Annotated in this window: 16 protein-coding genes; 10 read left to right on the top strand and 6 right to left on the bottom strand. The window is 68.6% G+C overall.

Annotated elements, in window-relative coordinates; translation table 11 throughout:
• The first annotated feature begins 39 nt into the window (after nucleotides 1–39).
• From GGD89_RS13420 to GGD89_RS13390, 7 genes are all read left to right on the top strand, one after another.
• On the top strand, nucleotides 40–1,764 hold the full coding sequence (locus GGD89_RS13420; RefSeq protein WP_184046100.1) for a hypothetical protein: 1,725 nt from the start codon (nucleotides 40–42) through the stop codon (nucleotides 1,762–1,764).
• Nucleotides 1,765–2,255: 491 nt separating this feature from the next.
• Nucleotides 2,256–2,504 carry a hypothetical protein gene (locus GGD89_RS13415; RefSeq protein ID WP_184046098.1) on the top strand — a complete coding sequence of 83 codons (249 nt, stop codon included), beginning with the start codon at nucleotides 2,256–2,258 and terminating at the stop codon, nucleotides 2,502–2,504.
• 587 nt (nucleotides 2,505–3,091) lie between these two features.
• A complete protein-coding gene (locus GGD89_RS13410; RefSeq protein WP_184046096.1) occupies nucleotides 3,092–3,916 on the top strand; it encodes an ABC transporter permease in 825 nt (274 codons plus the stop codon).
• Nucleotides 3,906–5,402: an ABC transporter ATP-binding protein gene (locus GGD89_RS13405; RefSeq protein WP_246423106.1), complete on the top strand. Its 1,497-nt coding sequence runs from the start codon at nucleotides 3,906–3,908 to the stop codon at nucleotides 5,400–5,402. The genes GGD89_RS13410 and GGD89_RS13405 overlap by 11 nt, the downstream gene beginning before the upstream one ends.
• A gap of 187 nt (nucleotides 5,403–5,589) precedes the next feature.
• Nucleotides 5,590–9,282 carry a rhamnan synthesis F family protein gene (locus GGD89_RS13400; protein WP_184046094.1) on the top strand — a complete coding sequence of 1,231 codons (3,693 nt, stop codon included), beginning with the start codon at nucleotides 5,590–5,592 and terminating at the stop codon, nucleotides 9,280–9,282.
• A 21-nt stretch (nucleotides 9,283–9,303) separates the two neighbouring features.
• Complete coding sequence (locus GGD89_RS13395; protein ID WP_184046092.1) at nucleotides 9,304–10,263, top strand: NAD-dependent epimerase/dehydratase family protein; 960 nt, start codon at nucleotides 9,304–9,306, stop codon at nucleotides 10,261–10,263.
• Between the two features lie 79 nt (nucleotides 10,264–10,342).
• Nucleotides 10,343–12,496: a glycosyltransferase gene (locus GGD89_RS13390; protein ID WP_184046090.1), complete on the top strand. Its 2,154-nt coding sequence runs from the start codon at nucleotides 10,343–10,345 to the stop codon at nucleotides 12,494–12,496.
• Nucleotides 12,497–12,615: 119 nt separating this feature from the next.
• Here the strand turns inward: GGD89_RS13390 and GGD89_RS13385 are convergent, their stop codons facing one another.
• Complete coding sequence (locus tag GGD89_RS13385; RefSeq protein ID WP_184046088.1) at nucleotides 12,616–14,115, bottom strand: CoA-acylating methylmalonate-semialdehyde dehydrogenase; 1,500 nt, start codon at nucleotides 14,113–14,115, stop codon at nucleotides 12,616–12,618.
• A gap of 130 nt (nucleotides 14,116–14,245) precedes the next feature.
• Here GGD89_RS13385 and GGD89_RS13380 point away from each other — a divergent pair, with 130 nt between their 5' ends.
• Nucleotides 14,246–15,163, top strand: coding sequence for a LysR family transcriptional regulator (locus GGD89_RS13380; RefSeq protein WP_184046086.1), 918 nt, complete (start codon nucleotides 14,246–14,248; stop codon nucleotides 15,161–15,163).
• Nucleotides 15,164–15,316: 153 nt separating this feature from the next.
• Here GGD89_RS13380 and GGD89_RS13375 read toward each other — a convergent pair whose 3' ends face one another.
• Genes GGD89_RS13375 through GGD89_RS13355 form a run of 5 tightly spaced genes read right to left on the bottom strand, consistent with a single transcriptional unit; the run spans nucleotide 15,317 to nucleotide 20,705 of the window.
• Nucleotides 15,317–16,324, bottom strand: a complete 1,008-nt coding sequence (locus GGD89_RS13375) for a TRAP transporter substrate-binding protein (protein WP_184046084.1) — start codon at nucleotides 16,322–16,324, stop codon at nucleotides 15,317–15,319.
• 51 nt (nucleotides 16,325–16,375) lie between these two features.
• The gene (locus GGD89_RS13370; protein WP_184046082.1) at nucleotides 16,376–17,668 is read right to left on the bottom strand and encodes a TRAP transporter large permease; all 1,293 of its coding nucleotides are present in this window, start codon (nucleotides 17,666–17,668) and stop codon (nucleotides 16,376–16,378) included.
• Nucleotides 17,669–17,681: 13 nt separating this feature from the next.
• Entirely contained in the window at nucleotides 17,682–18,182 is a 501-nt protein-coding gene (locus GGD89_RS13365) for a TRAP transporter small permease (RefSeq protein WP_221238461.1), read from the bottom strand.
• Nucleotides 18,179–19,654: a mannitol dehydrogenase family protein gene (locus GGD89_RS13360; protein ID WP_184046080.1), complete on the bottom strand. Its 1,476-nt coding sequence runs from the start codon at nucleotides 19,652–19,654 to the stop codon at nucleotides 18,179–18,181. The genes GGD89_RS13365 and GGD89_RS13360 overlap by 4 nt, the downstream gene beginning before the upstream one ends.
• 19 nt (nucleotides 19,655–19,673) lie before the next feature.
• Nucleotides 19,674–20,705 (bottom strand): L-idonate 5-dehydrogenase, encoded by a 1,032-nt coding sequence (locus GGD89_RS13355; RefSeq protein ID WP_184046078.1) that lies wholly within the window; start codon nucleotides 20,703–20,705, stop codon nucleotides 19,674–19,676.
• Between the two features lie 140 nt (nucleotides 20,706–20,845).
• Here GGD89_RS13355 and GGD89_RS13350 point away from each other — a divergent pair, with 140 nt between their 5' ends.
• Together GGD89_RS13350 and GGD89_RS13345 are read left to right on the top strand one after the other, a co-directional pair.
• Nucleotides 20,846–21,715: a MurR/RpiR family transcriptional regulator gene (locus GGD89_RS13350; RefSeq protein ID WP_184046076.1), complete on the top strand. Its 870-nt coding sequence runs from the start codon at nucleotides 20,846–20,848 to the stop codon at nucleotides 21,713–21,715.
• A 91-nt stretch (nucleotides 21,716–21,806) separates the two neighbouring features.
• On the top strand, nucleotides 21,807–23,738 hold the full coding sequence (locus GGD89_RS13345; protein WP_184046074.1) for a bifunctional 5-dehydro-2-deoxygluconokinase/5-dehydro-2-deoxyphosphogluconate aldolase: 1,932 nt from the start codon (nucleotides 21,807–21,809) through the stop codon (nucleotides 23,736–23,738).
• Nucleotides 23,739–24,569: the final 831 nt, after the last annotated feature.

The following is a 24,569-nucleotide window of genomic DNA, read 5'->3' as shown; positions in this document are numbered from 1 at the left end:
CCGAGTTGAACAGGCTCTCAGGTAAGCGGGATTTCGTCCATGCCGACGTCCGTTGTTTTCCTCGGCCGTGACCGACGCTTTCGGGAGTCGAGGCAACCGGCCGACTGGACCAATCAGGAACGGGCCGAACTCTATCGCATCACCGATCTGCTGCAACGCTCCGGGCTGTCCGTCGGAACCGATTCCGGTGTGTCCGACGAGGGCGACCCCTGGTTCGTTTTCTTCCAGCCGGACAGCGGCGACGTCATCGCCCATTTCGCGCGAATCGACGGGCTGTTCGTGGCGGCGGCCACGACGGCGGGAACGACCCTGTGGGGGCGCAACTTTCGCGAGTTGATCGACAAGATATCGGAACGCCAGCCCCTGGTTTTCCCCCGGTCGGACACGACCACCCCGGGGCAGGGCAAGACCGTGCGCACGCTGTTCCTTCACCCGGCCGTGGTGCTGACCGCCTTTGTCGCCACGGCCCTGCTCCACAGCCGCAAGGGTCTGGCGGACACCGCCGACCACGGAGCGGAGGGCGGCGCGAAGGACGGGACCGAGGCCCGGGGCGCCGCGGCGACGCGCCCGGGCGAACCAGGTCTTGCGACGGACGCGACCTCCGGCATGTCCGGAGGCTCAAGCGGCTTCCTGTTCCATGCCGCGAGCATGGCCTCCGCCATGGCGCTGGTGATCGCCGCCGCGCGGACTGATAACGCCCTGATGACCGAACTGGGTCTGACCGAGGCCGTGGCCCGGGACGCCGACAGCGGATCGGTCGACACGCGTCGGACGGTCGAGGATGCATCGTCCCACGCTCCCCGTGAGCAAGACGACACACAGTTGCGGAATGACCAAGACGGACGCACCACGGTGACCATGGCGTCCGGCACGGACGACGGGCCCGGCGCCCCGGGGGCTCCATCCCTGGCCGGCGTCATGGGGCAGACGCCCGCCCTCCCGTCACTGGACCAGGGCGGTCAGGCCATTTCCCCGGGAGAGGCCGGAGGCGCGTTCCTGGTCGCCGCCAAGGCGGGAAGTCCGGCCAACGCGCTTGAGGCGCTCCATGACCATCAGGCGATCATGGCGTTTGCCGGGCTGATCGAGGAACACGGCCGCGCCCAGGGCGCCGAGGCGCCGACGTCGTCCACCACGAAAACCGTGGCTCGTCCCTCGGACCCGTCGCCGTCGAAAACACAGACGACGGCGACGCGCGCCACGGTCGAGGATGACGCCGAAGAAGACGACGTGGACACTGCGTCCACGGTATCCACGACGGACCAGGATCTCTCCTCCTGGGAGACTCAGCAAACGGAGATCAAGGACGAATCGGTCCTGAAGGTGTCCCTTTCGGGAGGTACGCTCGACTTCAAGGACGCGGATCTCATCACCAAGTCCCTCACCGACGACGACGGCGAGGAGCCGTCCGCCCTGGTGACGGAGGAGATCGACGCGACGCCGGACACCGCCGGCGACCAGCCCCAGACGCAGGAAGCCGACGTCGAGACCAACGAGGGCAGTCTGTCCCCGATCATGGTCAGGATTACCGGGGACAGTGTCGACCTCTCCGACGACGTCACGGAAGCCATCTACTTCAATGGCGGAAACGTCGCTTTCCTCGGCTATCAGGTCGGGGTCGATTCCATCCTGGTCGGCGAGACCTTCGGGACCTCGGCGGCGGAAATGGTTCAGGCGGTCGACGGCAGCATCATCTTGCGCTTCGATGCGGACAACTCGATCACACTGATCGGCGTCACCATGTCCGATCTCGCCGCCGTCGGGTAAGACCCGCGACCGCGTCAGGCGGCCCGCGCGTCGTCTCCCGCAAGACTCAGGGCGCCTTCGACACAAACGACGAAGCGCGGAGTGCGTCCGTTGTTTGTGTCAGTGCCCAACGACCGCCGCGCGGTCGTTGGGACCGGACCCCTCCAGGTCGCGCTCCCCCTCCGGTCTGCTCCAGGCGGCCGGCGCCGAGGTCTGTGGTGTCCCCCTCACGGCCCGGGACCCGTCCGACATGGGACGTCGCGTCCTTGGCCGGTTGGTCGAGGAGGACCGACGGCAACGCCCCCTCCACGCGGCCACGGCCACGGACCCGACGCCGACCCGACGGGATCAAACCGGCCCCGCGAGACACCCCGCACCATTCCATGATCCAGACCGTCCGCCGAGGCGTTCGCCCCGGCCGGCTACGGTCTTTCGCCATTGCCAAGCGGCCGGGTAACCGTGGTAGCTTGCGCGACTTCCCTCCGACTCCCTTCGACCAAGGACGTCCTGGCATGACCGAGAAAATCCCCTCCAACCCCGAACTGGCCAACAGTCTGTATGAGGAAATCTTCATGCCGGCGCTGGCACAGGCCATCAAGACATCTCTGGAAGACAAGGGCGCGCGGATTATTGACGTCATCAATGCCATGGCCAACGCCTATGCTATGTGTTTGTCCCAAAGCATTGGCGCGGAACATGCGGCGGGCCTGATGCGCCAGCACGCCGATGAGTTGGAAAAGTCCGTCAGGCCCGTGTCCTGAGGCGTCGCCGGAACGGACGATGCCGCCGTATTCCATAGGTCCGACGCGATCGAGCCCTGGCTTCAGCGTCCCGCCTTCAGCAGGGTGTGCGGCGGTCCGGGACCGCCGTCGCGACGCCGCCGATGGCGTCACCGCGCGATGACGAGGGTCGCCCCGCCCCGTGGGTCCGGTTTGATGACCAGACCGCGACCGAATGGGGATGCGGTGAAGGCGGCCGGACCTCGCGGGACCATCGAGCCTTGGACGGCGATCGTGTCGGCCTCGGCCGCCCCGTCGCCCTTGTGGGACGCATGCCCTGGCCAGGGCCGGCGCTGCCTCCCCGCCCCGGGTTCATGGCGTCCCACGCCCGACCCGTCCTGTCGGACGCCCCGGGGTCGCCCCCGGACCACCGCGAGGCCGGGCGCGCCGGTCCGTGAACGCCGGGCCATGGGCGGGTCGTGTGCGGGCCACCCGGACGGGAACCGTGGAGGGACCACGCGAGTCCGGACTCACCGCATCCGCTTCAAGCCCTTGCTTTTGGGGGGCATGTATCCGACACGAGGGTCTCCCGTTTCGGAACGCGCTCCAGCCATGGGATCAGGACTCCGATGAACGGTTCATCCCCCCTCCCCCGCCCCGCGCGGGCCGCGAGGATCGATCTGGCCTACGTGCTCATCAAGCGCGACATCCTCGGACGCTACCGGGGCTCGGCCATGGGCCTGCTGTGGTCGTTCCTGGTGCCGTTGATGATGCTGGGCATCTACACCTTCGTCTTCGGCGAGATCTTTCAGGCGCGATGGAGCGGGCGCGGCGCGGAAGACGGCGCCACCAGCACCCTCGATTTCGCCCTCCTGCTGTTCATCGGGCTGATGAACCACTCCCTGCTCGCGGAAAGCCTCACGCGGTCCGCCGGCATCATTCTCAGCCATGTGAACTATGTGAAACGGGTGGTCTTTCCCCTTGATCTCCTGCCGGTGATGATCGTGATGTCGGCCCTGTTCCACTTCGTGATCAGCCTGGGCGTCTTCATCACCTTCTACGTCGTCGTCAAGCAGACCATTCATCCGACCATCCTGTGGCTGCCCCTGATCCTGGCTCCGTTCACCATCCTGACGGTGGGGCTGAGCTGGTTCGTCGCCGCCGCCGGCGTCTACTACCGCGACGTGATCCAGATCATGAACCTCGGCGTCACCGTCCTGCTGTTCCTCTCTCCGGTCTTGTATCCGGCTTCCATGTTGCCGGAGAACCTGCGGCCCCTGTTCACCCTGAACCCGCTGACCTTCGTGATCGAGGAATCGCGCGCCGTGATCTTCCATGGCCTGGGTCCCGACTGGTGGGGACTGCTCGTCTACACCGGCGTCGCCCTGGTGGTGGCCGTCCTGGGGCACCGGGCCTTCATGGCGATGCGCAAGGGGTTCGCCGATGTGCTCTGATCTCCAGCCCGAGGGCGCGTCGATGGACGAGCCGGCCATCTCTGTCCAGGGCCTGAGCAAGGTGTTCCGTCTCTACGACCGGCCGCGCCAGCGCATCCAGCAACTGCTGTTCGGCGGCCGGACCCGCAAGTACTACCGGGAATTCCATGCCCTGAGCGATATCTCCCTCACCGTCGCCAAGGGACAGGCGGTCGGGATCATCGGCGAGAACGGCTCGGGCAAGTCCACCCTGCTCCAGCTCATCTGCGGCACCCTGCACCCCACGGCGGGCACCATCCACCTCTCCGGACGGGTGGCGGCCCTGCTGGAGCTGGGCGCCGGGTTCAATCCGGACTTCTCGGGGCGCGAAAACGTGTCCATGAACGCCAGTCTGCTCGGCCTGAGCCCCGCCGAGATCGAGGCGCGCATGGACGACATCCTGGCCTTCGCCGACATCGGCGACTTCATCGACAACCCGGTGAAGACCTATTCCAGCGGCATGTTCGTGCGCCTGGCCTTCGCGGTGATCGCCCATGTGGACGCGGACATCCTGGTGATCGACGAGGCGCTGGCCGTCGGCGACGCCGCCTTCGGCCAGAAGTGCATGCGCTTCCTGCGCCGGTTTCAGAAGACCGGGACGGTTCTGTTCGTCAGTCACGACACGGCGGCCGTCACCGCCCTGTGCGACCGCGCCATCTGGCTGAATCACGGCACGGTCGTCGCCGAGGGAGACGCCAAGACCGTCTGCGAGCGCTACTACGGCCACCTCTTCGGCGCCGTGGGCGCGAATGGCCGTGCCCCCGAGGACAGCGAGGCCAATGGGGCGGCGCCCGACGCGGTCCCCGCCCCGGCCCCGGCCCCGGCCACGGACACGCCCGACGCCACCGGGGGCTCTCCGCCGCGCGGTCCGGTCCCGGCCGAGGACTGGGTGGATGGCCGGCGCGCCTGGATCAACGAGTCCACCTTGCGCAACGACCTGGAGGTGTTCGCCTTCGACCCGACGGGCGGCGACTTCGGCGCCGGCGGCGCCCGTATCGAGGACGTGCGCCTGACCGACGAGGCGGGCACGCCCTATTCGTGGATCGTCGGCGGCGAACCGGTGCGCCTGCGGGCGCGGATCGCCGTGCTGGAGCCCCTGGACGCGCCGATCGTCGGGTTCTTCGTCAAGGATCGCCTGGGCCAGACCCTGTTCGGCGACAACACGTTCCTGAACAACAAGCGGCTCGCCTGCCCCGCGTCACCCGGTCAGGTCCTGGAGGCCAGCTTCCGCTTCCCCATGCCCTACCTGCCGCCGGGAACCTACACGGTGGCGGTGGCGGTAGCCAACGGCACCCAGACCGAGCACGTCCAGCATCACTGGCTGCATGACGCGCTGATGTTCAAGTCCCATGCCACCCATTCCTCGGCGGGCCTGGTCGGCATTCCCATGTTCGAGGTGACACTGGAGTGCCACGCCACAACGGCCACGGGGTCGGCCGCCGCGCTGGCCCCGGGATCGGCCCCGTGACCGGATCGGCCACCCGGGCGCGGCATCGACCTTGCCCGGGCGGCGTGTCTCTCGGTAAAAGACCGGACTCATCCCGTCCGAGCCCGGATCGAACCGCGGATCGGGAGCCCCGGAACCGGCCGACCCCGGGTGTGCCGGACACGCGCCAGACCGCGCCCCCCGATGTCCCCACCGCGCGAGCACATCCATGACCGCTTCCTCCCCGCGTCCGACAGCCCCCGCCCTCGCCACGCCCGTCTGGCGGACGGCGGTCATGGAGACCATGACACCCCGCCGCCTGGTGCCGCCGGAGTCCTGGGTCGGCCACATCCCCTTCGCCTTCTGGATCGTGGGAGCCCATCGTCCCCGGCGGATCGTGGAACTGGGCGTGCACACCGGGAACTCCTATTGCGCCTTCAATCAGGCGGTGGCGCACCTGGGCCTGGAGACGACGTGCCTGGGCATCGACCACTGGCTGGGCGACCCCCAGGCCGGATTCTATGGCGAGGACGTCCTGGCCGCGTTGCGCGCCCATCACGATCCCCTTTACGGCGGGGTCTCGACCCTGCTGCGCATGAGCTTCGCCGATGGCCGCGCCCATGCGGCCGATGGATCGGTGGACCTGCTGCATATCGACGGCCTGCACACCTACGAGGCCGTGCGCGAGGACTTCGAGACCTGGCGCGACAAGATGAGCGATCGCGGGATCGTGCTGTTTCACGACACCACGGTGCGGACCGGTGACTTCGGGGTCTGGAAGTTCTGGGAGGAGATCGCCGCCCGCTATCCGACCTTCGCGTTCGACCACAGCAACGGCCTGGGCGTGGCCTATGTGGGGACCCGGCCGATCCCCGACCCGGACCTGGAGGCGCTCTTCGCCGCCGGAGACGGCGGGGACCGCGACGCCATCCGGCGCTATTTCGCGTCCCTGGGCGACGGGTGCCTGACCCGCTTTCACCTGATCGAGACCCGGCGGGACTGGGCCGAGGCCCGGCGGGAGTGGGCCGCCATGCGGGACGACGTCGGCGCCATCGAGGCCGATCGACGCGCCCTCAGGCAAGAGCGCGACGTGCTGCGCGCGCGGGCATCCCTGGCCGACCAGTGGGAGGATCTGTCCCTTCATTGCCGGGACGGCCTGGGGGTCGACCTGGACGACCTCGCCAACGTATTGCGTCGGCTGTACAACGCCGACAACCCGGAGGCCCTGCGGGACCGGGACATCCTGCGCCGCCTGTTCATCCGCCTGAGCCAGAACCCGACCAGCGGCTACATGCTCGTTGACCGGACACGGTTCATCAACGCGGTGAACCGGCGGGTGCTGTCCAGGTTCCGTCCCGCCCCGCCGCCATCGCCGCCGGACGAGCCCGTGGTCCGCCCTCTCGATCCCCTGCGCGAGAGCGGCCTGTTCGACGAGACGGTCTACGCCCTGACACCCGACGCCCTGGCGCGGGGACAGGATCCCCTGGAACACTACCTGGAGGTGGGCGAGGCGCTGGGCGTGGCGCCGTCCGACCGGTTCGAGCCCGACTACTATGCCCGCCGCTATCCCGATGTCCGGGGATCGGGCCTGGGCCTGCTGCGCCACTACGCGCTGTTCGGCCGCCACGAGGGCCGGGACGGTCTGTCGCCCGCCACACGGATGGATCTACCCGACCTGGACGAGACCGATCGGGACCGGGTGATCGTGATCCTGCACGAAGCCTCCCGCACCGGGGCCCCGATCCTGGGCTGGGATCTGGTCCAGCGCCTGCGCGAGCACCACGACGTCGTGGTGTTCCTGAAGAAGGGCGGCCCCTTGCGCGCCGCCTTCGACGCCGTCGGCGTGCCCGTGGTCGAGATGCCCGCCGACGCCGTTCTGTTCCGCCGCGACATGGAGGCCGTCGCCGAACGGCTGGTGGCGGCCGTGCGCCCGGCCTACGTCATCGCCAACAGCGCCGAGACCCGCGACCTCATGGGCCCGCTGTCCCGGGCCGGCGTCGCCGTCCTGGCCCTGATTCACGAGTTCTCGGCCAGCGTCCGCCCCCCGAACCACGTTCACGATCTTCTGGTCTGGACCCACCGCCTGGTGTTTCCGGCGCGCCTGGTCTCGGACTCGTTTGTCGCCGAATATCCGTATCTGCGTCAGCGCCGCCGCGACATCCTGCCCCAGGGGCTTCCGGTCCCGCCGCGCCGCCCCGCATGGGACGACGGCCCCGACGACACCGTTCTCGCCCGGCTGCGGCCCCCCGGCCACGAGGACGACTTCCTGGTGGTCGGCATGGGCCGGGTGCAGTTCCGCAAGGGCGTGGATCTGTTCCTGTCCATGGCCGCCCGTATCCTGCGCGACCGGCCGGAGGCGCGCATCCGCTTCGCCTGGGTCGGCGACGGCTACTCGCCCGACGACTGGACCGAGTTCCCCACCTACCTGACCGACCAGATCACCCGCGTCGGGCTCGGCGATCACCTGGTGCTGGCCGGCGAGGTCGACGATCTTTCCCGGGTCCACGCCACGGCCGACGTGATGGTCATGACCTCGCGGCTGGATCCCATGCCCAACACCTGCATCGAGGCCCTGAGCCTGGGCCTGCCCGTGGTCTGCTTCGACCAGGCCAGCGGCATCGCCGAGGTCCTGTCCGGACACCCGGACACCCGCGATCTGGTGGTGCCCTACCTGGACACCGCCGCGATGGCCGAAACCGTCCTGGCGCTTCGGGACGACCCCGCCCGCCGCGCGCGCCTGTCGGCGGCCGCGCGAACCCTGGCGGCCGAACGCTTCGACATGGACCGCTATGTCGACACCCTGGACGGCCTGGGCCTGGCGGCCCGGGACGAGGTGGCGGCCATGGCCCGGGACCAGGACCTCATCGCCGCTTCGGGCGTCTTTGACGCCGCCTTCTTCCAGCCGGCGAGCGAGACCCTGGACGAGACGGAGACTGGCGACCGAGGCAAAGACGAAGACGGGACCGCCCTCTCGGCCTATCTCTTGCGCAACCGCCTCGCCGGACCGGGGTCCGGCAATGACGCGCGCGTCGGCCTGCGCCGCCCGTTCCCCGGGTTCAATCCCCTGGCCTATGCCGAGGCCGTCTCCGGCCTGGACGGCGCGCGCGATCCGCTGGCCCACTGGCTGGAGGCGGGGCGCCCGCCCGGACCCTGGCTGTATCCGGTGCTGAACCTGGAGCACGCCGACGCCACCGTCCCCCCGGACGCCAGGGTGTTGCTGCATGCCCATTTCCACTACGTGGACCTGGTCCAGGACTTCCTCGACCGGCTGGCGGGCGACGGCCTGGCCTGCGACCTGATCCTGACCACCACGGACGAGGACCGGGCCATCGCCCTGCGCCGCTTGCTGGCGCCCCGGGGCAACGCCCGGGACGGCGTTCGCGTGGTCCCCAACCGGGGGCGCGACATCGGCGCGTTGCTCACCGGCCTGTCGGACATGGCCGCCAGCGACTATCACGTCATCGGCCACGTGCACGGCAAGAAGAGCACCCACGTCGGGCAGGGCGGCGACACCTGGCGCCATTTCCTGTGGGAACATCTGGTCGGTGGGCAACGCCCGGCCGCCAGCGCGGCCGTATCCGCGCTGCTGGCCGACCCCACCCTGGGCCTGCTGTTCCCGGATGATCCCAACCTGTGCGGCTGGGACCTGAACCACGACATCGCCCGGAACGTGGCGCGACGCATGGGCCGGGACGCCCCGCTGCCCCGGTTCCCGGACTGGCCCAACGGCACCATGTTCTGGGCGCGCCGCGAGGCGCTGGCGCCCCTGTTCGCCCTGGGGTTCGACTGGGAGGACTACCCCGAGGAACCGGCCCCCGTGGACGGCACCCTCTTGCATGCGCTGGAACGCCTGATTCCCGTCGCGGCCGAGCAGGCGGGCCTGTCCTTCGCCACCACGCACCTGCCTGGCGTGACCCGCTGACCCCCCGGACGCAGAGCCCTCATGACCCAGCATCTCATTCTCGGCGGAAGCGGCTTCATCGGACGCCACGTGGCCCTGGGCCTGGCCCGCCGGGGCGCGCGCGTGACCATCGCCGACCTGGCGCCGCCCCCCGCCGCGCTGGCGGACCTGTCCGTGGGCTACGCGGCGGTGACCCCGGGACGGATCGACTGGGAGGCGCTAATCGCCGATCACACGGTGATCCATCACTATGCATGGTCGACCATTCCACAAACGGCCAACGACAATCCCCTCGGCGACCTGGACGACAACGTCCGGGCCACCCTGGGCCTGCTGGAGGCGCTGCGCCATCGGGCGGGCTCCCGGCTCATCTTTTCCAGTTCCGGCGGCACCGTCTACGGGCGCCTGAGGCAGGTTCCGGCGCCGGAAGACCACCCCCTGGCGCCGATCACCGCCTATGGCGTCTCCAAGGCCGCCGTGGAGCTGTATCTGGGTTTCTACCGGGCCCATCACGGCCTGGACTGCCGGGTCGCCCGCATCTCCAACCCCTTCGGCGCCGGCCAGGATGCGCGCCGCAAGCAGCAGGGCGCCGTCAGCGCCTTCCTGTTCAAGGCCCTGGACGGCGAGGAAATCACCATCTGGGGCGACGGCAGCGTGGTTCGCGACTACATCCACGTGGCCGACCTGACCCGCGGCCTGATCGCCCTGGCCGAGGCCCCCCCCACCGGGCAGACGGATCTGCCCGTCCACAACCTGGGCAGCGGCGCCGGCGTATCGCTGAACGAGATCCTGGACACGCTGCGCGACCGCCTGGGCCTCGCCCCCAGGGTCCGCACCCTGCCCGGCCGTCCCTTCGACGTGCCCGCCAGCGTCCTCGACATCCGCACGGCCCGCGAGGTCCTGGGATGGGCGCCCCGCCTCGGGTTCGCCGACGGCTGCGCCCGGATGCTGGACGACCTGCGCGCCGGCCGCGACACCTTCTCGACCCTCTTCCCCGATTGACCCGTCGGAACCGGCGTGGAACGGTCCGCCCCCGGCGGCGTCCGCGCTCCCCCGGCATCGGAGCCCTGGACACAAACGCATGCGGAACAGCCCTCTCGTCTCGGTCATCATGCCGGTCTACAACCATGAACGGTATGTGGTCGAGGCCATCGAGTCCGTCTTCGCCCAGACGCACTGGCCGATCGAGTTCGTGATCATCGACGACGGCTCGACCGACCGGAGCGCGCGAACGGTTCGCGAGCACCTGGCCGCCACGCCACCACCCGAGGGCGTCACCGTCCAGTTCGAGTCCCGTCCGAACAAGGGCGCCCACGCCACCCTCAACGAGGGACTGGCGCGGGCCACCGGCGCCTACATGGCGATCCTCAATTCCGACGACGCGTACCACCCCGACCGGCTGGCGCGCTGCCTGGCGGCGGCCGGCGAGCATGACGCCCGGCTGGTCTTCTCGCATGTGGAGCCGGTGGACGGCGACGGCCGTCCCCTGGATGTGGGGCATCCGTGGCGGCACTGGTATGGCGACGTCATCCTCAAGGAGCTGGACCTGGCGCCGTCCCTGTCGTCCCTGCTGCTCCACTACAACATCGGGGTGTCCACCGGAAACTTCGTGTTCCATCGGAGCCTGCTGGAGGAGGTCGGTCCCTTCGACGACTTCCGCTACGCCCACGATGTCGATTTCCTGTTGCGCGCGAGCCTGATCGAGGAACCGGTCCTGTTGCGCGAGCGGCTGTATCTCTACCGCTTCCACGGGGACAACACGATCTCCGAGAACGACCAGAAGATCGGCGAGGAATACGAGGAAATCGTCTACCGGTACCTGAGCAAGACCCTGAGCGCCCCCCCGCGCAACGTCTTCGCGCCCAGTCTCGACCGCTGGACCTTCAGCCTGTCGTCGACACCCTGGCTGCCCCATCTGGCCCGCGCCGTGGATCGGCTGGTGGCCAGCGAGCCCGGCCAGCCCGCGCCGGTCTCGCGCCCACGGACGCCGCGACCGGTGCCGACCCTGCCGCCCGCCGACGGGCGGCACGTCACCCTGGTCAGCCATGAACTCAGCTACTCCGGCGCGCCGGTGCTGCTGCGCGACGTGGCCCTGGCCATGCGGCGGGACGGCGTGACCAGTAATGTCATCAGCCTGCGGACCGGCCCCCTGGCCAAGGAGTTCACCGACATCGGATGCGCGGTGATGAGCGAGGGCGGGCTGTCGATCTTCATGGGCCGGAGCGGACGCTTCCTCGCGCATCTCAGCCACGACGGCCGGATTCCGTCCATCGCCCGCCGGATCCTGCGCCTGGGCGCGCGCATCGGCCTGGTCGCCGAAAACCGGCTGCGCCGCCTGCGCCTGCGCGCCTACGCGCGGACCGTTCGCGGGCCCATCCTGATCAATTCCTTCGCCTCCTGGTCGGTCGCGGCGGACCTCCTGGACCGCTGCCGGGACGTGCCCGCGTACTGGTACATCCACGAGACCTACGATCCGCGCATCCTGATGCGCTCCCCCAAGTACTATCAGCGGTTCCAGTCCCTGGTGACCACCGGCGCGGTGACCTTGCTGTTCGGGTCGGACGCCACCCGCGCGGTCTGGGCCGACGCCGGCTTCGACGGCATCGTGCGGTACTGGAGCGGGATGCCCCGGCCGCAGGCCCCGGCGGTCCCCGCGACGGCCGACAAGCCCCGCCGGGTCATCCTCTCGGTTCAGGCCACGGGCACCCGCAAGGGCACCTGGACCCTGTTGGAGGCCTTCGCCCTGGGACGCCGGGACGGCTGGATCCCCGCCGACGTGGAGTTGCGCATCGTCGGCTGCCATCCGCCGTCCTGGAACGCCTTTTCCCGGGACCTGCTGCGCCGGGTCAGCGAGGACGACCTGAGGGGCGCGGTGCGACTGGTGGGCACGGTGGAACCGGACAAGCTGGACGTCCATTACCGGGACGCCGAGATCTATGCGCAGACGTCGATCATGGAATGCCTGCCGCTGGCGCTGCTCGGCGCCATGGCCTGCGGCCTGCCGATCGTCGCCACCGACGCCGACGGATGCCGGGAAGCGGTGATCGACGGCCAGACCGGCCGGCTGGTTCCGCCCCGGCAGGTGCCCCGGCTGGCCCGCGCCCTCGCCGACCTGCTGGAGGACCGGGACACGGCGACCGCCCTGGGCCAGCGCGCGCGCGCCGCGTTCTCCGAACGGTTCGCGCTGGAGGCCACGGTGTCGCCGCTCCTGGACACCCTGTTTTCCAAGCCCTGAGGGCGCCGGGGTTCCTGGGGCTTCGTCGCCCGCCAGGACCGGAGGACGCGGGATTCATCCTCCGGCCGGCGGCAACCCGAGGGATCGGCGGCCCCGATCCGTCGCAAGGACCGTCGGCGCTATGCCATGGTGGGCATGGCAAACTCCGCGCCGGCGCGAATGCCGGTCGGCCAGCGGGTGGTGATGGTCTTCAGGCGGGTGTAGAAGCGCACGCCCTCGGGACCATGCATATGGTGGTCGCCGAACAGCGAGTCCTTCCAGCCGCCGAACGAGTGGAATGCCATGGGCACCGGAATGGGCACGTTGATCCCGACCATGCCGGCCTGGATGCGGTGCGCGAAGTCGCGCGCGGCGTCGCCGTCGCGGGTGAAGATGGCGGTCCCATTGCCGTACGGATGCGCGTTGATCCAGTCGACGGCCTCGGCGTAGGTGTTGGCCCGCGCCACGGACAGCACCGGACCGAAGATCTCCTCCTGGTAGATCGTCATGTCGGTGGTGACGTTGTCGAACAGGGTGGGCCCCAGGAAGTAGCCGTTCTCGTACCCCTGAAGACGCAGGCCCCGGCCGTCCACCACCAGCGTCGCGCCGTCGGCCACGCCCCGGTCGATGTAGCCATGCACCTTGTCGCGGTGCGGCGCGGTCACGAGCGGCCCCATCTCCGACTCCGGATCGGTGCCGGGACCGACCTTGAGGGCCCGAATCTTGGGCGTCAGCCTGGAGATCAGGGCGTCGGCGGTGTCCTGGCCCACCGGCACGGCCACCGAGACGGCCATGCAGCGCTCGCCGGCCGACCCGTAGGCGGCGCCCATCAGCGCGTCCACGGCCTGGTCCAGGTCGGCATCCGGCAGGATGATCATGTGGTTCTTGGCCCCGCCCAGGGCCTGGCACCGCTTTCCGTTGGCGGTGGCGGTCTGATAGATGTACCGGGCGATGGGTGTCGAGCCGACGAAGCTGACGGCCTGGACGGCGGGAGCATCGAGGAGGGCGTCGACGGCGTCCTTATCGCCCTGCACGACGTTGAAAACGCCGTCCGGCAGGCCCGCTTCCTTGAGCCATGCCGCGAGCAGCAGGGCGGCGGAGGGATCGCGCTCCGAGGGCTTGAGGATGAAGGTGTTGCCGCAGGCGAGCGCCACCGGGAACATCCACATCGGCACCATGGCCGGGAAGTTGAACGGCGTGATGCCCGCCACCACGCCCAGCGGCTGGCGCACGGCGTGGCTGTCCACGCCGGTGCCCACGGTCTCGGTGAACTCGCTTTTCAAGATGTGGGGCGCGCCGGTGGCGAACTCCACCACCTCCATGCCCCGCTGGACCTCGCCCTTGGCGTCGGAGAGCACCTTGCCGTGTTCGGCGGTGATGACGGCGGCCAGATCGTCGATCCGCTCTTCCAGAAGGCGCAGGAAGCCGTTGAGGATCCGGGCGCGGCGCAGCGGCGTGGTCTCGGCCCAGCCGGGGGCGGCCGCCTGGGCCGCATCGACGGCGGCGCGCACATCCGCCGCGTTGGCCAGGGCCACGGCGCCGGTCTGCTCGCCGGTCGCCGGATTGAACACGGAGGCGGTGCGGGTCCCGGTGCCGGGAACGAGACGGCCGTTGATGAAGTGCTGGATGGCGTGGACCATGGGGCTTCCCTTCGGATGAACGGATCAGGGTCCCACTGTCTCCTATGAAGTTCCGCACAGAAACGATAGTGTTCGAGGAACCATTGTGCGGAAAATGCTGCGCGGAACCTGTCGTGCGGACTCGGTCGTCATGAACTGGGATCATCTGCGGGTTTTTCTCGCCGTCGCCCGGCGGGGCCAGATTCTGGCGGCCGCGCAGGCGCTCGGCCTCAACCACGCCACCGTGGCGCGCCGGCTCGACGCGCTGGAGGCGGCGATGGGCGTCCCCCTGTTCGAGCGGCGGCCATCCGGATCCATCCCGACGGAGGCGGGCGAGCGGCTGGTCGAGGTCGCCGAGCGGATCGAGACCGAGATCCTGGAAATCACCGAGGACACCCGCGCCCGGGGCGCCCGGCTGGCGGGCACCGTGCGGATCGGCGCGCCGGACGGACTGGGCACCTACTTCCTCGCCGCCGAACTGGGCCGCCTGCAACAGGACCATCCGGATCTGGTGATCGAACTGGTGCCCCTGCCGCGCGTGTTCTCCCTCTCCAGACGGGAGGCCGACCTGGCCGTCTGCCTGGATCCGCCCAAGGAGGGAAAGCTCCTGGTCTCGCGCCTGACCGACTACACGCTGGGCGTCTATGCCGCCGGCGCCTACCTGGCGGCCTGGGGCACGCCGGCACGAGACGAGGATCTCGCCACCCATGTGCTGGTGACGGGCGTTGACGACTATGCCTACACGTCCTCGCTGGACTACGCGCGGGCGCTCGCCCGGTGGACCCGCCGGCACTTCCGCTGCGCCAGCGTCGCCGGCCAGATCGAGGCCGTCCAGGCGGGGGTGGGGATCGGCATCCTGCATGACTTCGTGGCGCGCGGGATCCCGGGCCTGGTGCGCATCCTGCCGGCCGTGACCTTCCGTCGCGCGTACCACCTGCTCAGCCATCGCGACACCCACGCGCTGGCGCGGGTGGCTTTCTGCCGGACCTACCTCGCCCGGCGCTTCCGGGAGGAACGGCGCCTGTTCATCGACGAGACCCCGGCGCCGTCGGCGGAGGGGGCGCCGTGACGCCCCCGGACAGCGGCAAAAAAAGGGGCGGCAAAAAAAGGGCCCGCCTTTCCGGAGGGGGAGGAAAGGCGGGCCAGGGCCTGAGCCACCCCGGCCGGAGGTCGACGGCGGGGTGGTTCGGGGGCAAACAGCGTCAAGGACGGGAACGAACCCTCAGTTCCCCTGGATGGCCTGCTGCATGACCGCCTGGGCTTCCGTCACCCAGGCCTCGCCACCGATGTCGTCATAGAACTGCGGCCAGATGGCCTGGGCGGCCGCCTGCCACTTCTCCTCGTCCTTCGGCGGACCGGAGAGCACCATGCCCAGTTCGACCAGCTTGGTCTTGGCTTCCTCGGTCAGGTCGCCGGAGACGATCCGCTGATAGTCGGCGGCCTCCTCGCCGGCGCGATTCAGGGCTTCCTGAATGTCCGGCGGCAATTCCTGATAGAACTGTTCGCTGATGATCAACGGACCCGACCAGATCATGTAGTGGATCTCGGTGATGTACTTCTGCACCTCGTAGAACTTCGAGGAAATGGAGGTCGTGTACGGATTCTCCTGGCCGTCGATCACCCCCTGCTGGAGCGCCGGGAACACCTCGGCCCAGGCCATGGGAATGGGATTCAGGCCCCACGCCTTGAAGGTCTCGATGGCGATGTTGTTCTTGGACACGCGGATCTTCAGCCCGTCCAGGTCTTCCATGGTCTCGACCGGGCGCTGGGAGTTGGTCAGGACGCGAAACCCTTTCTCGAAGTAGCCGAGCACCCGGACGCCGGCCTCTTCCGTCAGCCGCCCGTTCAGGGGCTCCTTCAGGGCGTCCATGGCCGCCCAGACTTCCTCGTTGCTGGTGAAGGCATAGGGCAGCATCATCACGCCGACCGACGGCGCCAGCGGCACCAGGTTGCCCGTGTACAGGATCTCCGCCTCGATCGCGCCCATGCGCAGGGCCTGGGCGACTTCCTGCTCGGTCCCCAGCTGGTTGGCCGGGAAGATCTGAACATCGACGCGCCCGTCCGTGTACTTTTCCGCCAGCTCCTCGAACTTCTGGGCGCCGAAGTGGGTGGGATTGTTCTCGTTGTCGCCGTGAGACAGGCGGATGGTGTAGTCCGCCGCCCAGGACGCCGCCGGCGCCATCACCAACATGCCCAGGGCCACGCTGGCCAAAAGGGTTTTCTTTAGCATCGAACTCTCCCGTCGTTCGTTCCGTCTCGCGGAATGGGATAGGGACGGACCCTACCCCACGAATCCCAGCCACCGGGGTAATGTCATGGTGAGCTGAGGAATAAAGGCAACCATAAGAAGCACGGTCGTCTCGGCGAAGATGAAAGGTAAAGACGCCTTGCTGACCTCTTCCACCGAGGAGTTTCCTATCTCGCTGGCAACGAAAAGGTTAACGCCCAGAGGCGGCGTCGAGTAACCGATCTCGCAGGCGATGACGAACATGATGCCGAACTGAATGGGATCGAGGCCGCAACTGATCGCCACCGGCAACAGCAGCGGCGTGAGAATGATGATCTGGGTCAGGGTTTCCATCCACATACCGATGAAGATCAGCATCAGGACGATGACCAGGATCAGCATCGTGGGGTCGCCCACCGCGCCGATGAGGAACGCGGAGACCTGCTGCGGAATCTGATAGATGGACAACAGCCGGCCGATGATCCGGCCGGTGACCAGCACCAGCATCACCGTGCCGGTGATGCGCACCGCGTAGACCACGGCGTCGACGAAGGTCGGCAGGCGGATGGCCTTGTAAATGAAGATACCCACGAAAAGCGCATAGAACACCGCCACCACCGAAGCCTCGGTGACGGTAAAGACCCCCATGTAGATCCCGCCCAGGATGATGACCGGCGCCGCCAGCGCCCACTTGGCCTCGCGCGCCTTGGCCAGGATGTCCCGGGTGGTGCGCGTCTGCCCGTCCAGCGACGAGAACCCCTTGCGCCGGGCGATCACGCGCACGGTCAGGTACAGGGCCAGGGCAAGCAGGATGCCGGGCACGACGCCGCCGACGAACAGGCCGGTGATCGAGGTTTCCGAGGTGATGCCGTAGATGATCATGGGGATCGACGGCGGGATGACCACGCCGATGCCGCCCGCCGACGAGGGCACGGCACAGGCGAAGCCGCGTCCATAGTTGTCGCGCAGCATGGCCGGGATCATGATCGAGCCGATGGCCGCCGTGGTGGCCGGGCCGGATCCGGAGATGGCGGCGAACAGGGTACAGGCGATGATGGTCACGCTCGCCAGCCCGCCCGGCGCCGGACCGACCAGACTGCGCGAGAAGCCGATGAGCCGTTCGGTGAGGCCGCCCTTTTCCATCAGCGCCCCGGCCAGGATGAACATGGGCACGGCGATGATGGTGAACTCGTCCACCGCCGTGTAGGCGGTCTGGGCGAGATAGGACATGGGCAGGCCCGAGAGGGTCATGCCGGTCACGGCGGCGAGGCCGATGGCGATAGCGACCGGCACGCCCAGAAGCAGGGCACCGACAAACACCAGGGTCAGGGCAAGGGTCGGATCCATGGTTGCCGTCTCCCTAATCGTCTACCCGGCCGTCAACCACCAGCGGCTCGGGCGCGCGCCAGCGTCGCACCACGACCTGGAGAATGCGGATCGACATCAACACGAACCCGATGGGCACAATCATCTGAATCCAGACCAGGTTGATCCCCGTCGTCTGCGAGATGTAGGGAAACTTGAACATGGAGGCGACGAACGTCGTGCCATACCAGATGACAATGCCATTGAAGAACAACCAGATAAGATCGGCAATCGTCATGATGACCTTCTTGGCCAGTGGCGGCATCATCATGATGTGCAGGGACACGCGGATGTGCCGATCTTTCTCGGCGGCGATGATGAAGCCGAAATAGACCGCCCACACGAAGGCGAACCGCGCCGTTTCCTCCAGCCAGGAGAGCGTGTCCCCGAAGGCGAACCGCAAGAACACCTGCCAACCGAGCAGCGCCACCACCAGGGTCATCAACAGGGCGGCGATCCACTCCTCGGGCGTGCGGGTCTTGACCCAACCCATCATGCGACGGCTCCTTCCTGTCCCCGGGTCGCCAGCAGGTCGACCAGGATCGCCCGGGGCGTTCGCGCCGAAAGCCGCCGCACCATATCCTCGACCAGCACCACGAAGCCGTCGTCGGCGGCCAACGCCCGGGGGAAGGGGTCCAGCGCCAGGAAGGCCAGGGCCCGATCCCGGGGGGAACTCGCCGTCAGCGCACCCAGCGCGGCGAAGCGGACGGCGCCGGGCTCGTTGACGGGGATGGGCCGGCCGTCACGACCTCGCCCGCAAACGTATTGGATCCAGCCGGCGATCATCAAGGCATGCAAGTCCATCGGCCCGCCCCGCACCAAAAGGTCGGCGGTCGCCCCGCCGATCCGCTGGCCGATCTTGAACGCGGAATCGGTGCCGATCTGAGGCAGGGGATGGTGGATGCCCGGGTTGGTCAAGCGCGCGACGCTGCGGTCCACGTAGGCCGCCAGGCTCTCGCCGGGCGGCTCGGTGGTCACGGCCGCCTGGCGCTCCATGAAGCGGCGGGCGAAGGTGGCCATCACCGGATCGGCCATGCAGGCGGCCGTGGTGGAAAACCCCGACAGATGCCCGAGATGGGCCAGCGCCGTCTGGGCGCCGTTCAGGATCCGGTGTTTCATGTGCTCGAACACCGTCACGTCGCGCGTGACGGTCACCCCGACCGACTCCAGGGGCGGACGGGGACCGGCGAAGCGGTCCTCGATCACCCATTGGCGGAAGGTCTCGGTCACGATGCCCATGGCGTGGCCGGGGGGCTCATCCAGCCCGGTCTCCGCCGCGATCAGGATCCGGGCCGCGTCGTCCACCGCCGGTACGATGCGATCGACCATGGAGACCGGGAAGGCCACGGCGTCCGCGATCCAGTCGGCCAGGGCCGGATCCACACGGCGGGCGTAGTCCAGGACCACCCCCGCCAGCAGGCGGCCGTTGTCCGGAATGTTGTCGCAGCTGGCCACGGTCAGGCCCGGCAGGCCGGCGGCCCGGCGGCGGCGCAGGGCCTCCACCAGATAGCCGATGGCCGTGCGGGGGTCGCGGGGTTGGTCAAGGTCCCCGGCGATGGGGCCGTCCTCGTCGAGGCTTCGCGTGCCGAGAGAATGGCAGTAGCCTTTTTCGGTGATGGTCAGCGTAACCAGCCGAAGGGCCGGATCGGCCAGCAGGTCCAGTCCCGTCTCCCCGCCATCGCGATACAGGAACCCGCGCATGGCGCCGATGCGCCGCGCGCTCCAGCCCTGGCCCTCGCCCTCCAGGACGGTGTACCGCCCGCCGGTGGCGGCGAAGGCATCCGTCCAGTCGGGGGCGGTCACGTTCACGCCCAGGATGCCCCACCCGGTTTCGCCCTGGCGGGCGAGATCGTCCAGGTACACCGCCTGGTGCCCCCGGTGGAACGCGCCCACGCCCAGGTGAAGAACGCCGATGGACAGCTTGTCGGGATCGTAGCCGGGATCGAGGATCCCCCGCTGGCGCGTCATGATCCTCGTCTCCCGTGGTCTAGAAGTGAACCAGGACCTTAAGGCTTCGGCGCCGGTCGGCGGCCTCGGCGAACGCCAGGTCCAGGGCGTTGATCCCATGGACCGCGGTCACCACGCCCGACAGGTCGACCCGGCGGTCGACGATGTCGGAGACGGCGGTCTCGAACTCGTCGACGAACCGGTAGGACCCGACAATCGCCAGTTCCTTGGTCAGCAGGGCATTGATCGACAGACCCTGGTCGATCGGCAGGAACCCGACCTGGACGATGCGTCCGGCGGGACGAACGGCCTGGACCGCCAGCTCGAGGGCCCTGGCCGCCCCCGAGCATTCCAGCACGGCGGCCACCGACTGTTCGGCGATCAGGCTGGCCACCGACTCGGGGTCGGTGGCGACGTTGATGCAGCGGTCCACGCCCAGGGTCTTGACGCGGGCAAGGGTCGCGTCCTCCACGTCGGTGGCGATGACGCGGGCCGCGCCCCGGCGACGGGCGGCGACGGCACAAAGGGCACCGATGGTGCCCGCGCCGGTCACCAGGACCGTCTGACCGGTCACATCGCCGGCGCGGGAGAGGGCATGCAGGGCAATGGCGTAGGGCTCGGCGACGGCGGCCAGACGCGTGTCGGTGCCGGGCGGCAGCACCACGCAGTTGGCGCGGCGCACCACCGGGCGTTCGACGAAGCCCCCGTGCTCATGGGGCCGTTTCGCGGCCGACCCCATGTAGCGCATGTTGAGGCAGAGATTGACGCGACCGTCGCGGCAATAGGCGCAGTCGCCGCAGGGTCGCGAGGGATTCACCACGACCACGTCGCCGGGCGTCACGTCGGTCACCGCCGGTCCGGTTTCCAGCACGGTCCCGGTGAACTCGTGACCCAGGATCATGGGATCGCGGACGATGGAGTCGCCGACCCGCCCGTGGGCGAAATAGTGGAGATCGGATCCGCAGATGCCGCCGTGACCGAACGTGAGGCGCACCTCGTCCGGGGCCAGACCGGCCTCGGGCCAGTCCTCAATGCGGAGATCCCCCGCAGCATGCAAGACACAGGCGCGCATGGCGTTCCACTCCCGATCCCAGCGTTTTTCGATCTTTGTTGGCAGAAATTAGAACACGTCATCCACGATGTTGCAAGAATGAAATTCTTGTTCTAAAATCCGCGATCAGGATCACCACCCAAGACCGACCAGGATCGCCCATGATCGACCGGGAGGATCGGGATGACGCCTTCAAGCCCCCCGCGACCTTCGAGGACCTGAAGGCCCGGATCACGCGGGACTATGAGGGCTACAGCCGGCGGCTCCGGCAGATCGCCGACCACGCCATGACGCATCCCAACGACTTTGCCTTCCACACGGCGGCGGACGTGGCCAAGGCGTGCGGAACGGCGCCCTCGGCCCTGATCCGGTTCGCCCAGACCCTGGGATACAGTGGCTTCTCGGAGCTTCAGGGGGTCTTCCAGGCGCGCCTGTCGGACATGGCGCCCAGCTATCGGGACCGGATCCGCCACCTCACCGCCGCCGAAACCGGCGGCGGGGCCGGACCGGAAGCCCTGGGAGCGCTGTTCACGGACGCCGCCATCGAGGCCCTGCGCCACCTGCGCGAGTCGCTGCCTCACGCGGCGCTGGAACAGGCCGCCACCCTGATGGCCGGTGCCCGGATCACCCACCTGGTGGCCAGCCGCCGGACGTTCCCGGCGGCCTTCTACCTCGCCTACAACCTGAACCGCCTGGAGGTTCCGGCGAACCTGCTGGACGGCGTCGGCGGCACCATGGAGCAGCAACTCACCCTGGTGGGGCCGGAGGACGTGCTGGTCGCCATTTCCTTCCAGCCGAGCGCCCCCGAAAGCCGCCTGGCCATGGACGTCGCGCTGAAGCGCGGCGCGCGCACGGTGGTGATCACCGACGCTCCCCGGGCCCCGTTCAACGAGGCCGACATCCTGTTCGAGGTCGCGGAAGCCAGCGTGACGGACTTTCGATCGCTGAACGTGACCATGTCCCTGGCCCTGATCCTGGCACTGCGCGTGGGCCAGCTTCGCGAGGGCCACGCGCCGGACGGGACCCGCTGACGCCACGCGCCCCGGGTCGGTCATGGGGCACCCCGCCGCCATGACGGGCCATCTGCGACCAAGGCCTTCACGGTTCATCAAGGAAACGACCATGTCCGCCGAACCTTCCCCCACCGCGCCGACGCTTGATGCGATCACCATTGGCCGGAGTTGCGTCGATCTCTATGCCGATCAAGTGGGATGCCGCCTGGAGGACGCCCTCAGCTTCTCCAAGTACATCGGCGGATGCCCGACCAACATCGCCACGGGTGCCGCGCGCCTGGGCCTGAAGGTCGGGTTGATCAGCGGCGTCGGGGACGAGCAGTTCGGACGCTTCATCCGCGAGACCCTGGACCGGGAAGGCGTGGACACCCGCTTCCTGAAAACCGACCCCAAGCGCCTCACGGCGCTGGCGATCCTGGGCCTGGAGGACCGGACGTCCTTCCCACTGCTGTTCGTGCGCACCGACTGCGCCGACGCGGGCCTGGAAGAGGCCGACATCGACCCGGCGTTCATCGCCTCGGCCAAGGCCGTCGTGGTCACGGGCACCCACTTCTCCAAGCCGAACCTGGACGCCGCCAGCCGCAAGGCCATCCGCGTCGCCCGCGAGAACGGCCGCAAGGTCATCCTGGACATCGACTACCGGCCCAGCTTCTGGGGCCTGCTGGGCATGGGCAAGGGCCATGACCGCTTCGTGCGGTCCGCCAGCATCACCGCCCATCTGCAATCGGTCCTGCCGGACTGCGACGTGGTGGTCGGCACCGACGAGGAGGTGCATATCGCCGGCGGCGACACCGACACCATCACCGCCCTGAAAAACATTCGACGCCACACGGACGCCCTGATCGTCTTCAAGGCCGGTCCCAAGGGCTGCGTGATGTTCCCCGGTGCCATCCCCGAGACCATCGAGGAAGGCGTGTCCTCCGAGGGCTTCCCGGTGGAGGTCTTCAATGTCCTCGGTGCCGGAGACGGCTTCATGGCCGGCTTCCTGCGCGGCTACCTGCGCGACCTGCCCCTGGAGGAGTGCTGCCGCTTCGCCAACGCCTGCGGTGCCTTGGCGGTCTCTCGGCATGGCTGCGCCCCCGCCTACCCCACCTGGACGGAGTTGGAGATCTTCCTGAAGCGCGGCGTGGTCAATCCCCGGGTGCGCGAGGACAGCTGGATGGAGCATGTCCACTGGGCGACCACGCGCCGGCACGTCTGGAAGGACATCGCCACCCTGGCCATCGATCACCGGATCCAGCTGGAGGCCATGGCCGATGCCGTGGGCGCGGACCATGCGCGGATCCCCGCCTTCAAGCGGCTGGCCTTCGAAGTCGTGGTCGAGACCACCGATCCCGCCTTCTCCCCGGGCATGCTGCTGGACGGGCGCTACGCGGAGGACACGCTGTTCGACGCCTCGCGGGCGCATCTGTGGATCGGCCGCCCGGTCGAGGCGCCGGGCGTCGATCCGCTGGACTTCGAGGTCGGGGACAGCCTGGGCGTGGCGCTGCGGGAGTGGCCCGACGACCACGTGGTCAAGTGCCTGGTCCGCTATCACCCCGACGCGCCCGAGGACCATCGGGCCGAGCTGATCAAGCGCATGCGGCGTGTGCTGATGGCCGCGCGCGGCAACCGCAAGGAACTGCTGCTGGAGATCGTTCACGAGCCCGACGACACCGCCGCGCCGGACACCATGGCCCGGGCGTTGCAGGACATCTACGCGGCCGACATCCGGCCGGACTGGTGGAAGCTGGCCGATCAGTCGACGGAAGGCTGGCGGGCCATCGCCCGGGTGATCGAGGCGCACGATCCCTTCTGCCGGGGCGTGCTGCTGCTGGGCCTGGACACGCCGATGGACGTGTTGGAAGCCGCCGTGGCACGGGCGGCGGCGCAGCCGGTCTGCAAGGGCTTCGCGATTGGCCGGACGATCTTCGGGGCGGCGGCCAAGGCCTGGCTGGCCGGCGAGATCGACGATACCCAGGCCAAGGCGATGATGACCGAGCGCTACGCGCACTGCCGGGCGGCCTGGAGCACGGCCCGGTCACGGCACGCGGCGACCTGATCCCGGACCCCGTCACCCGGGGCCGTGACGCGGCCCCGGGGCGGCCCCGGTGCTTCTTGGCGGCCGTCGGCATGTGGGCGTGGCGGGCGCGTCTTCCATCGTCCCGGCCGCTCCCGGATACGGATCCAGACAAAGGGCGCGCATCCCCGTGTCCCTTCGTCTGGACCGACCGACCTCACGCCGTCCTGACCCGAGGCAACATCATCGACGCGCGCCAGGGCGCGGGCGGACGGGGTCGCCCGCCTCCGCCACGATGTTCACCGCGTCGCGCCGCGACCGACGCCGTCAAGAGTGCCCCCCTGACGGCGCCATCGTTACCAGTGCCCGGCCCCAGTGCCGCAACGCCGTCAAGGAGATCATCCTTGACGGCAGACGTCACCGCACAAGACATTGTTCTTAGAGCGTGTTGCGTGATTTTGGACTCACCCAAAACGCTCTGCGTTTTTGTTTTTAAAGCAAATCGTCGTCGCGATCCGGTTCGGATCGCTCGGGATTTTCTCTAGTGCACTTTCGATCCAGACAAAAGAATGCTGACCGCATCTTTTGTCTGGATCAGTGCCCTAGAGTAATCCGAGATCAAGTTGGGCCATAGCCGGAATGCCGCATATAGCTGCTGCACTCTGTTGGCATAACTTTGTCGAGCGCTTCTTTCAGGGCCTTGCAGAGGGCATCGAAATCCCGAGGTGCGATCGCTCGGACAACGGCCTTGATTTTTGCAAAAAGCATTTCGATGGGAGAGGCTTATCCCTTTGAGTCCGGGACCACATCATGTGGTGACAGGTGGTCCGGAATCGCGTAGAACGAAGAGTGAACAACCGCCGTTTCCGGAGC

The sequence above is a fragment of the Roseospira visakhapatnamensis genome (assembly GCF_014197915.1).
Taxonomy (GTDB): Bacteria; Pseudomonadota; Alphaproteobacteria; order Rhodospirillales; family Rhodospirillaceae; genus Rhodospira; species Rhodospira visakhapatnamensis.
Note: the sequence above shows the minus strand (reverse complement) of the source record. Positions and strands in the feature narration are given on the sequence as shown.

Bases quoted from the DNA above. Each gene is read 5' to 3' on its own strand.
- GGD89_RS13420 (WP_184046100.1), top strand. From the start codon at position 40: ATGCCGACGTCCGTTGTTTTCCTCGGCCGTGACCGACGCTTTCGGGAG.
- GGD89_RS13415 (WP_184046098.1), top strand. From the start codon at position 2,256: ATGACCGAGAAAATCCCCTCCAACCCCGAACTGGCCAACAGTCTGTAT.
- GGD89_RS13410 (WP_184046096.1), top strand. From the start codon at position 3,092: ATGAACGGTTCATCCCCCCTCCCCCGCCCCGCGCGGGCCGCGAGGATC.
- GGD89_RS13405 (WP_246423106.1), top strand. From the start codon at position 3,906: ATGTGCTCTGATCTCCAGCCCGAGGGCGCGTCGATGGACGAGCCGGCC.
- GGD89_RS13400 (WP_184046094.1), top strand. From the start codon at position 5,590: ATGACCGCTTCCTCCCCGCGTCCGACAGCCCCCGCCCTCGCCACGCCC.
- GGD89_RS13395 (WP_184046092.1), top strand. From the start codon at position 9,304: ATGACCCAGCATCTCATTCTCGGCGGAAGCGGCTTCATCGGACGCCAC.
- GGD89_RS13390 (WP_184046090.1), top strand. From the start codon at position 10,343: ATGCGGAACAGCCCTCTCGTCTCGGTCATCATGCCGGTCTACAACCAT.
- GGD89_RS13385 (WP_184046088.1), bottom strand. From the start codon at position 14,115: ATGGTCCACGCCATCCAGCACTTCATCAACGGCCGTCTCGTTCCCGGC.
- GGD89_RS13380 (WP_184046086.1), top strand. From the start codon at position 14,246: ATGAACTGGGATCATCTGCGGGTTTTTCTCGCCGTCGCCCGGCGGGGC.
- GGD89_RS13375 (WP_184046084.1), bottom strand. From the start codon at position 16,324: ATGCTAAAGAAAACCCTTTTGGCCAGCGTGGCCCTGGGCATGTTGGTG.
- GGD89_RS13370 (WP_184046082.1), bottom strand. From the start codon at position 17,668: ATGGATCCGACCCTTGCCCTGACCCTGGTGTTTGTCGGTGCCCTGCTT.
- GGD89_RS13365 (WP_221238461.1), bottom strand. From the start codon at position 18,182: ATGATGGGTTGGGTCAAGACCCGCACGCCCGAGGAGTGGATCGCCGCC.
- GGD89_RS13360 (WP_184046080.1), bottom strand. From the start codon at position 19,654: ATGACGCGCCAGCGGGGGATCCTCGATCCCGGCTACGATCCCGACAAG.
- GGD89_RS13355 (WP_184046078.1), bottom strand. From the start codon at position 20,705: ATGCGCGCCTGTGTCTTGCATGCTGCGGGGGATCTCCGCATTGAGGAC.
- GGD89_RS13350 (WP_184046076.1), top strand. From the start codon at position 20,846: ATGATCGACCGGGAGGATCGGGATGACGCCTTCAAGCCCCCCGCGACC.
- GGD89_RS13345 (WP_184046074.1), top strand. From the start codon at position 21,807: ATGTCCGCCGAACCTTCCCCCACCGCGCCGACGCTTGATGCGATCACC.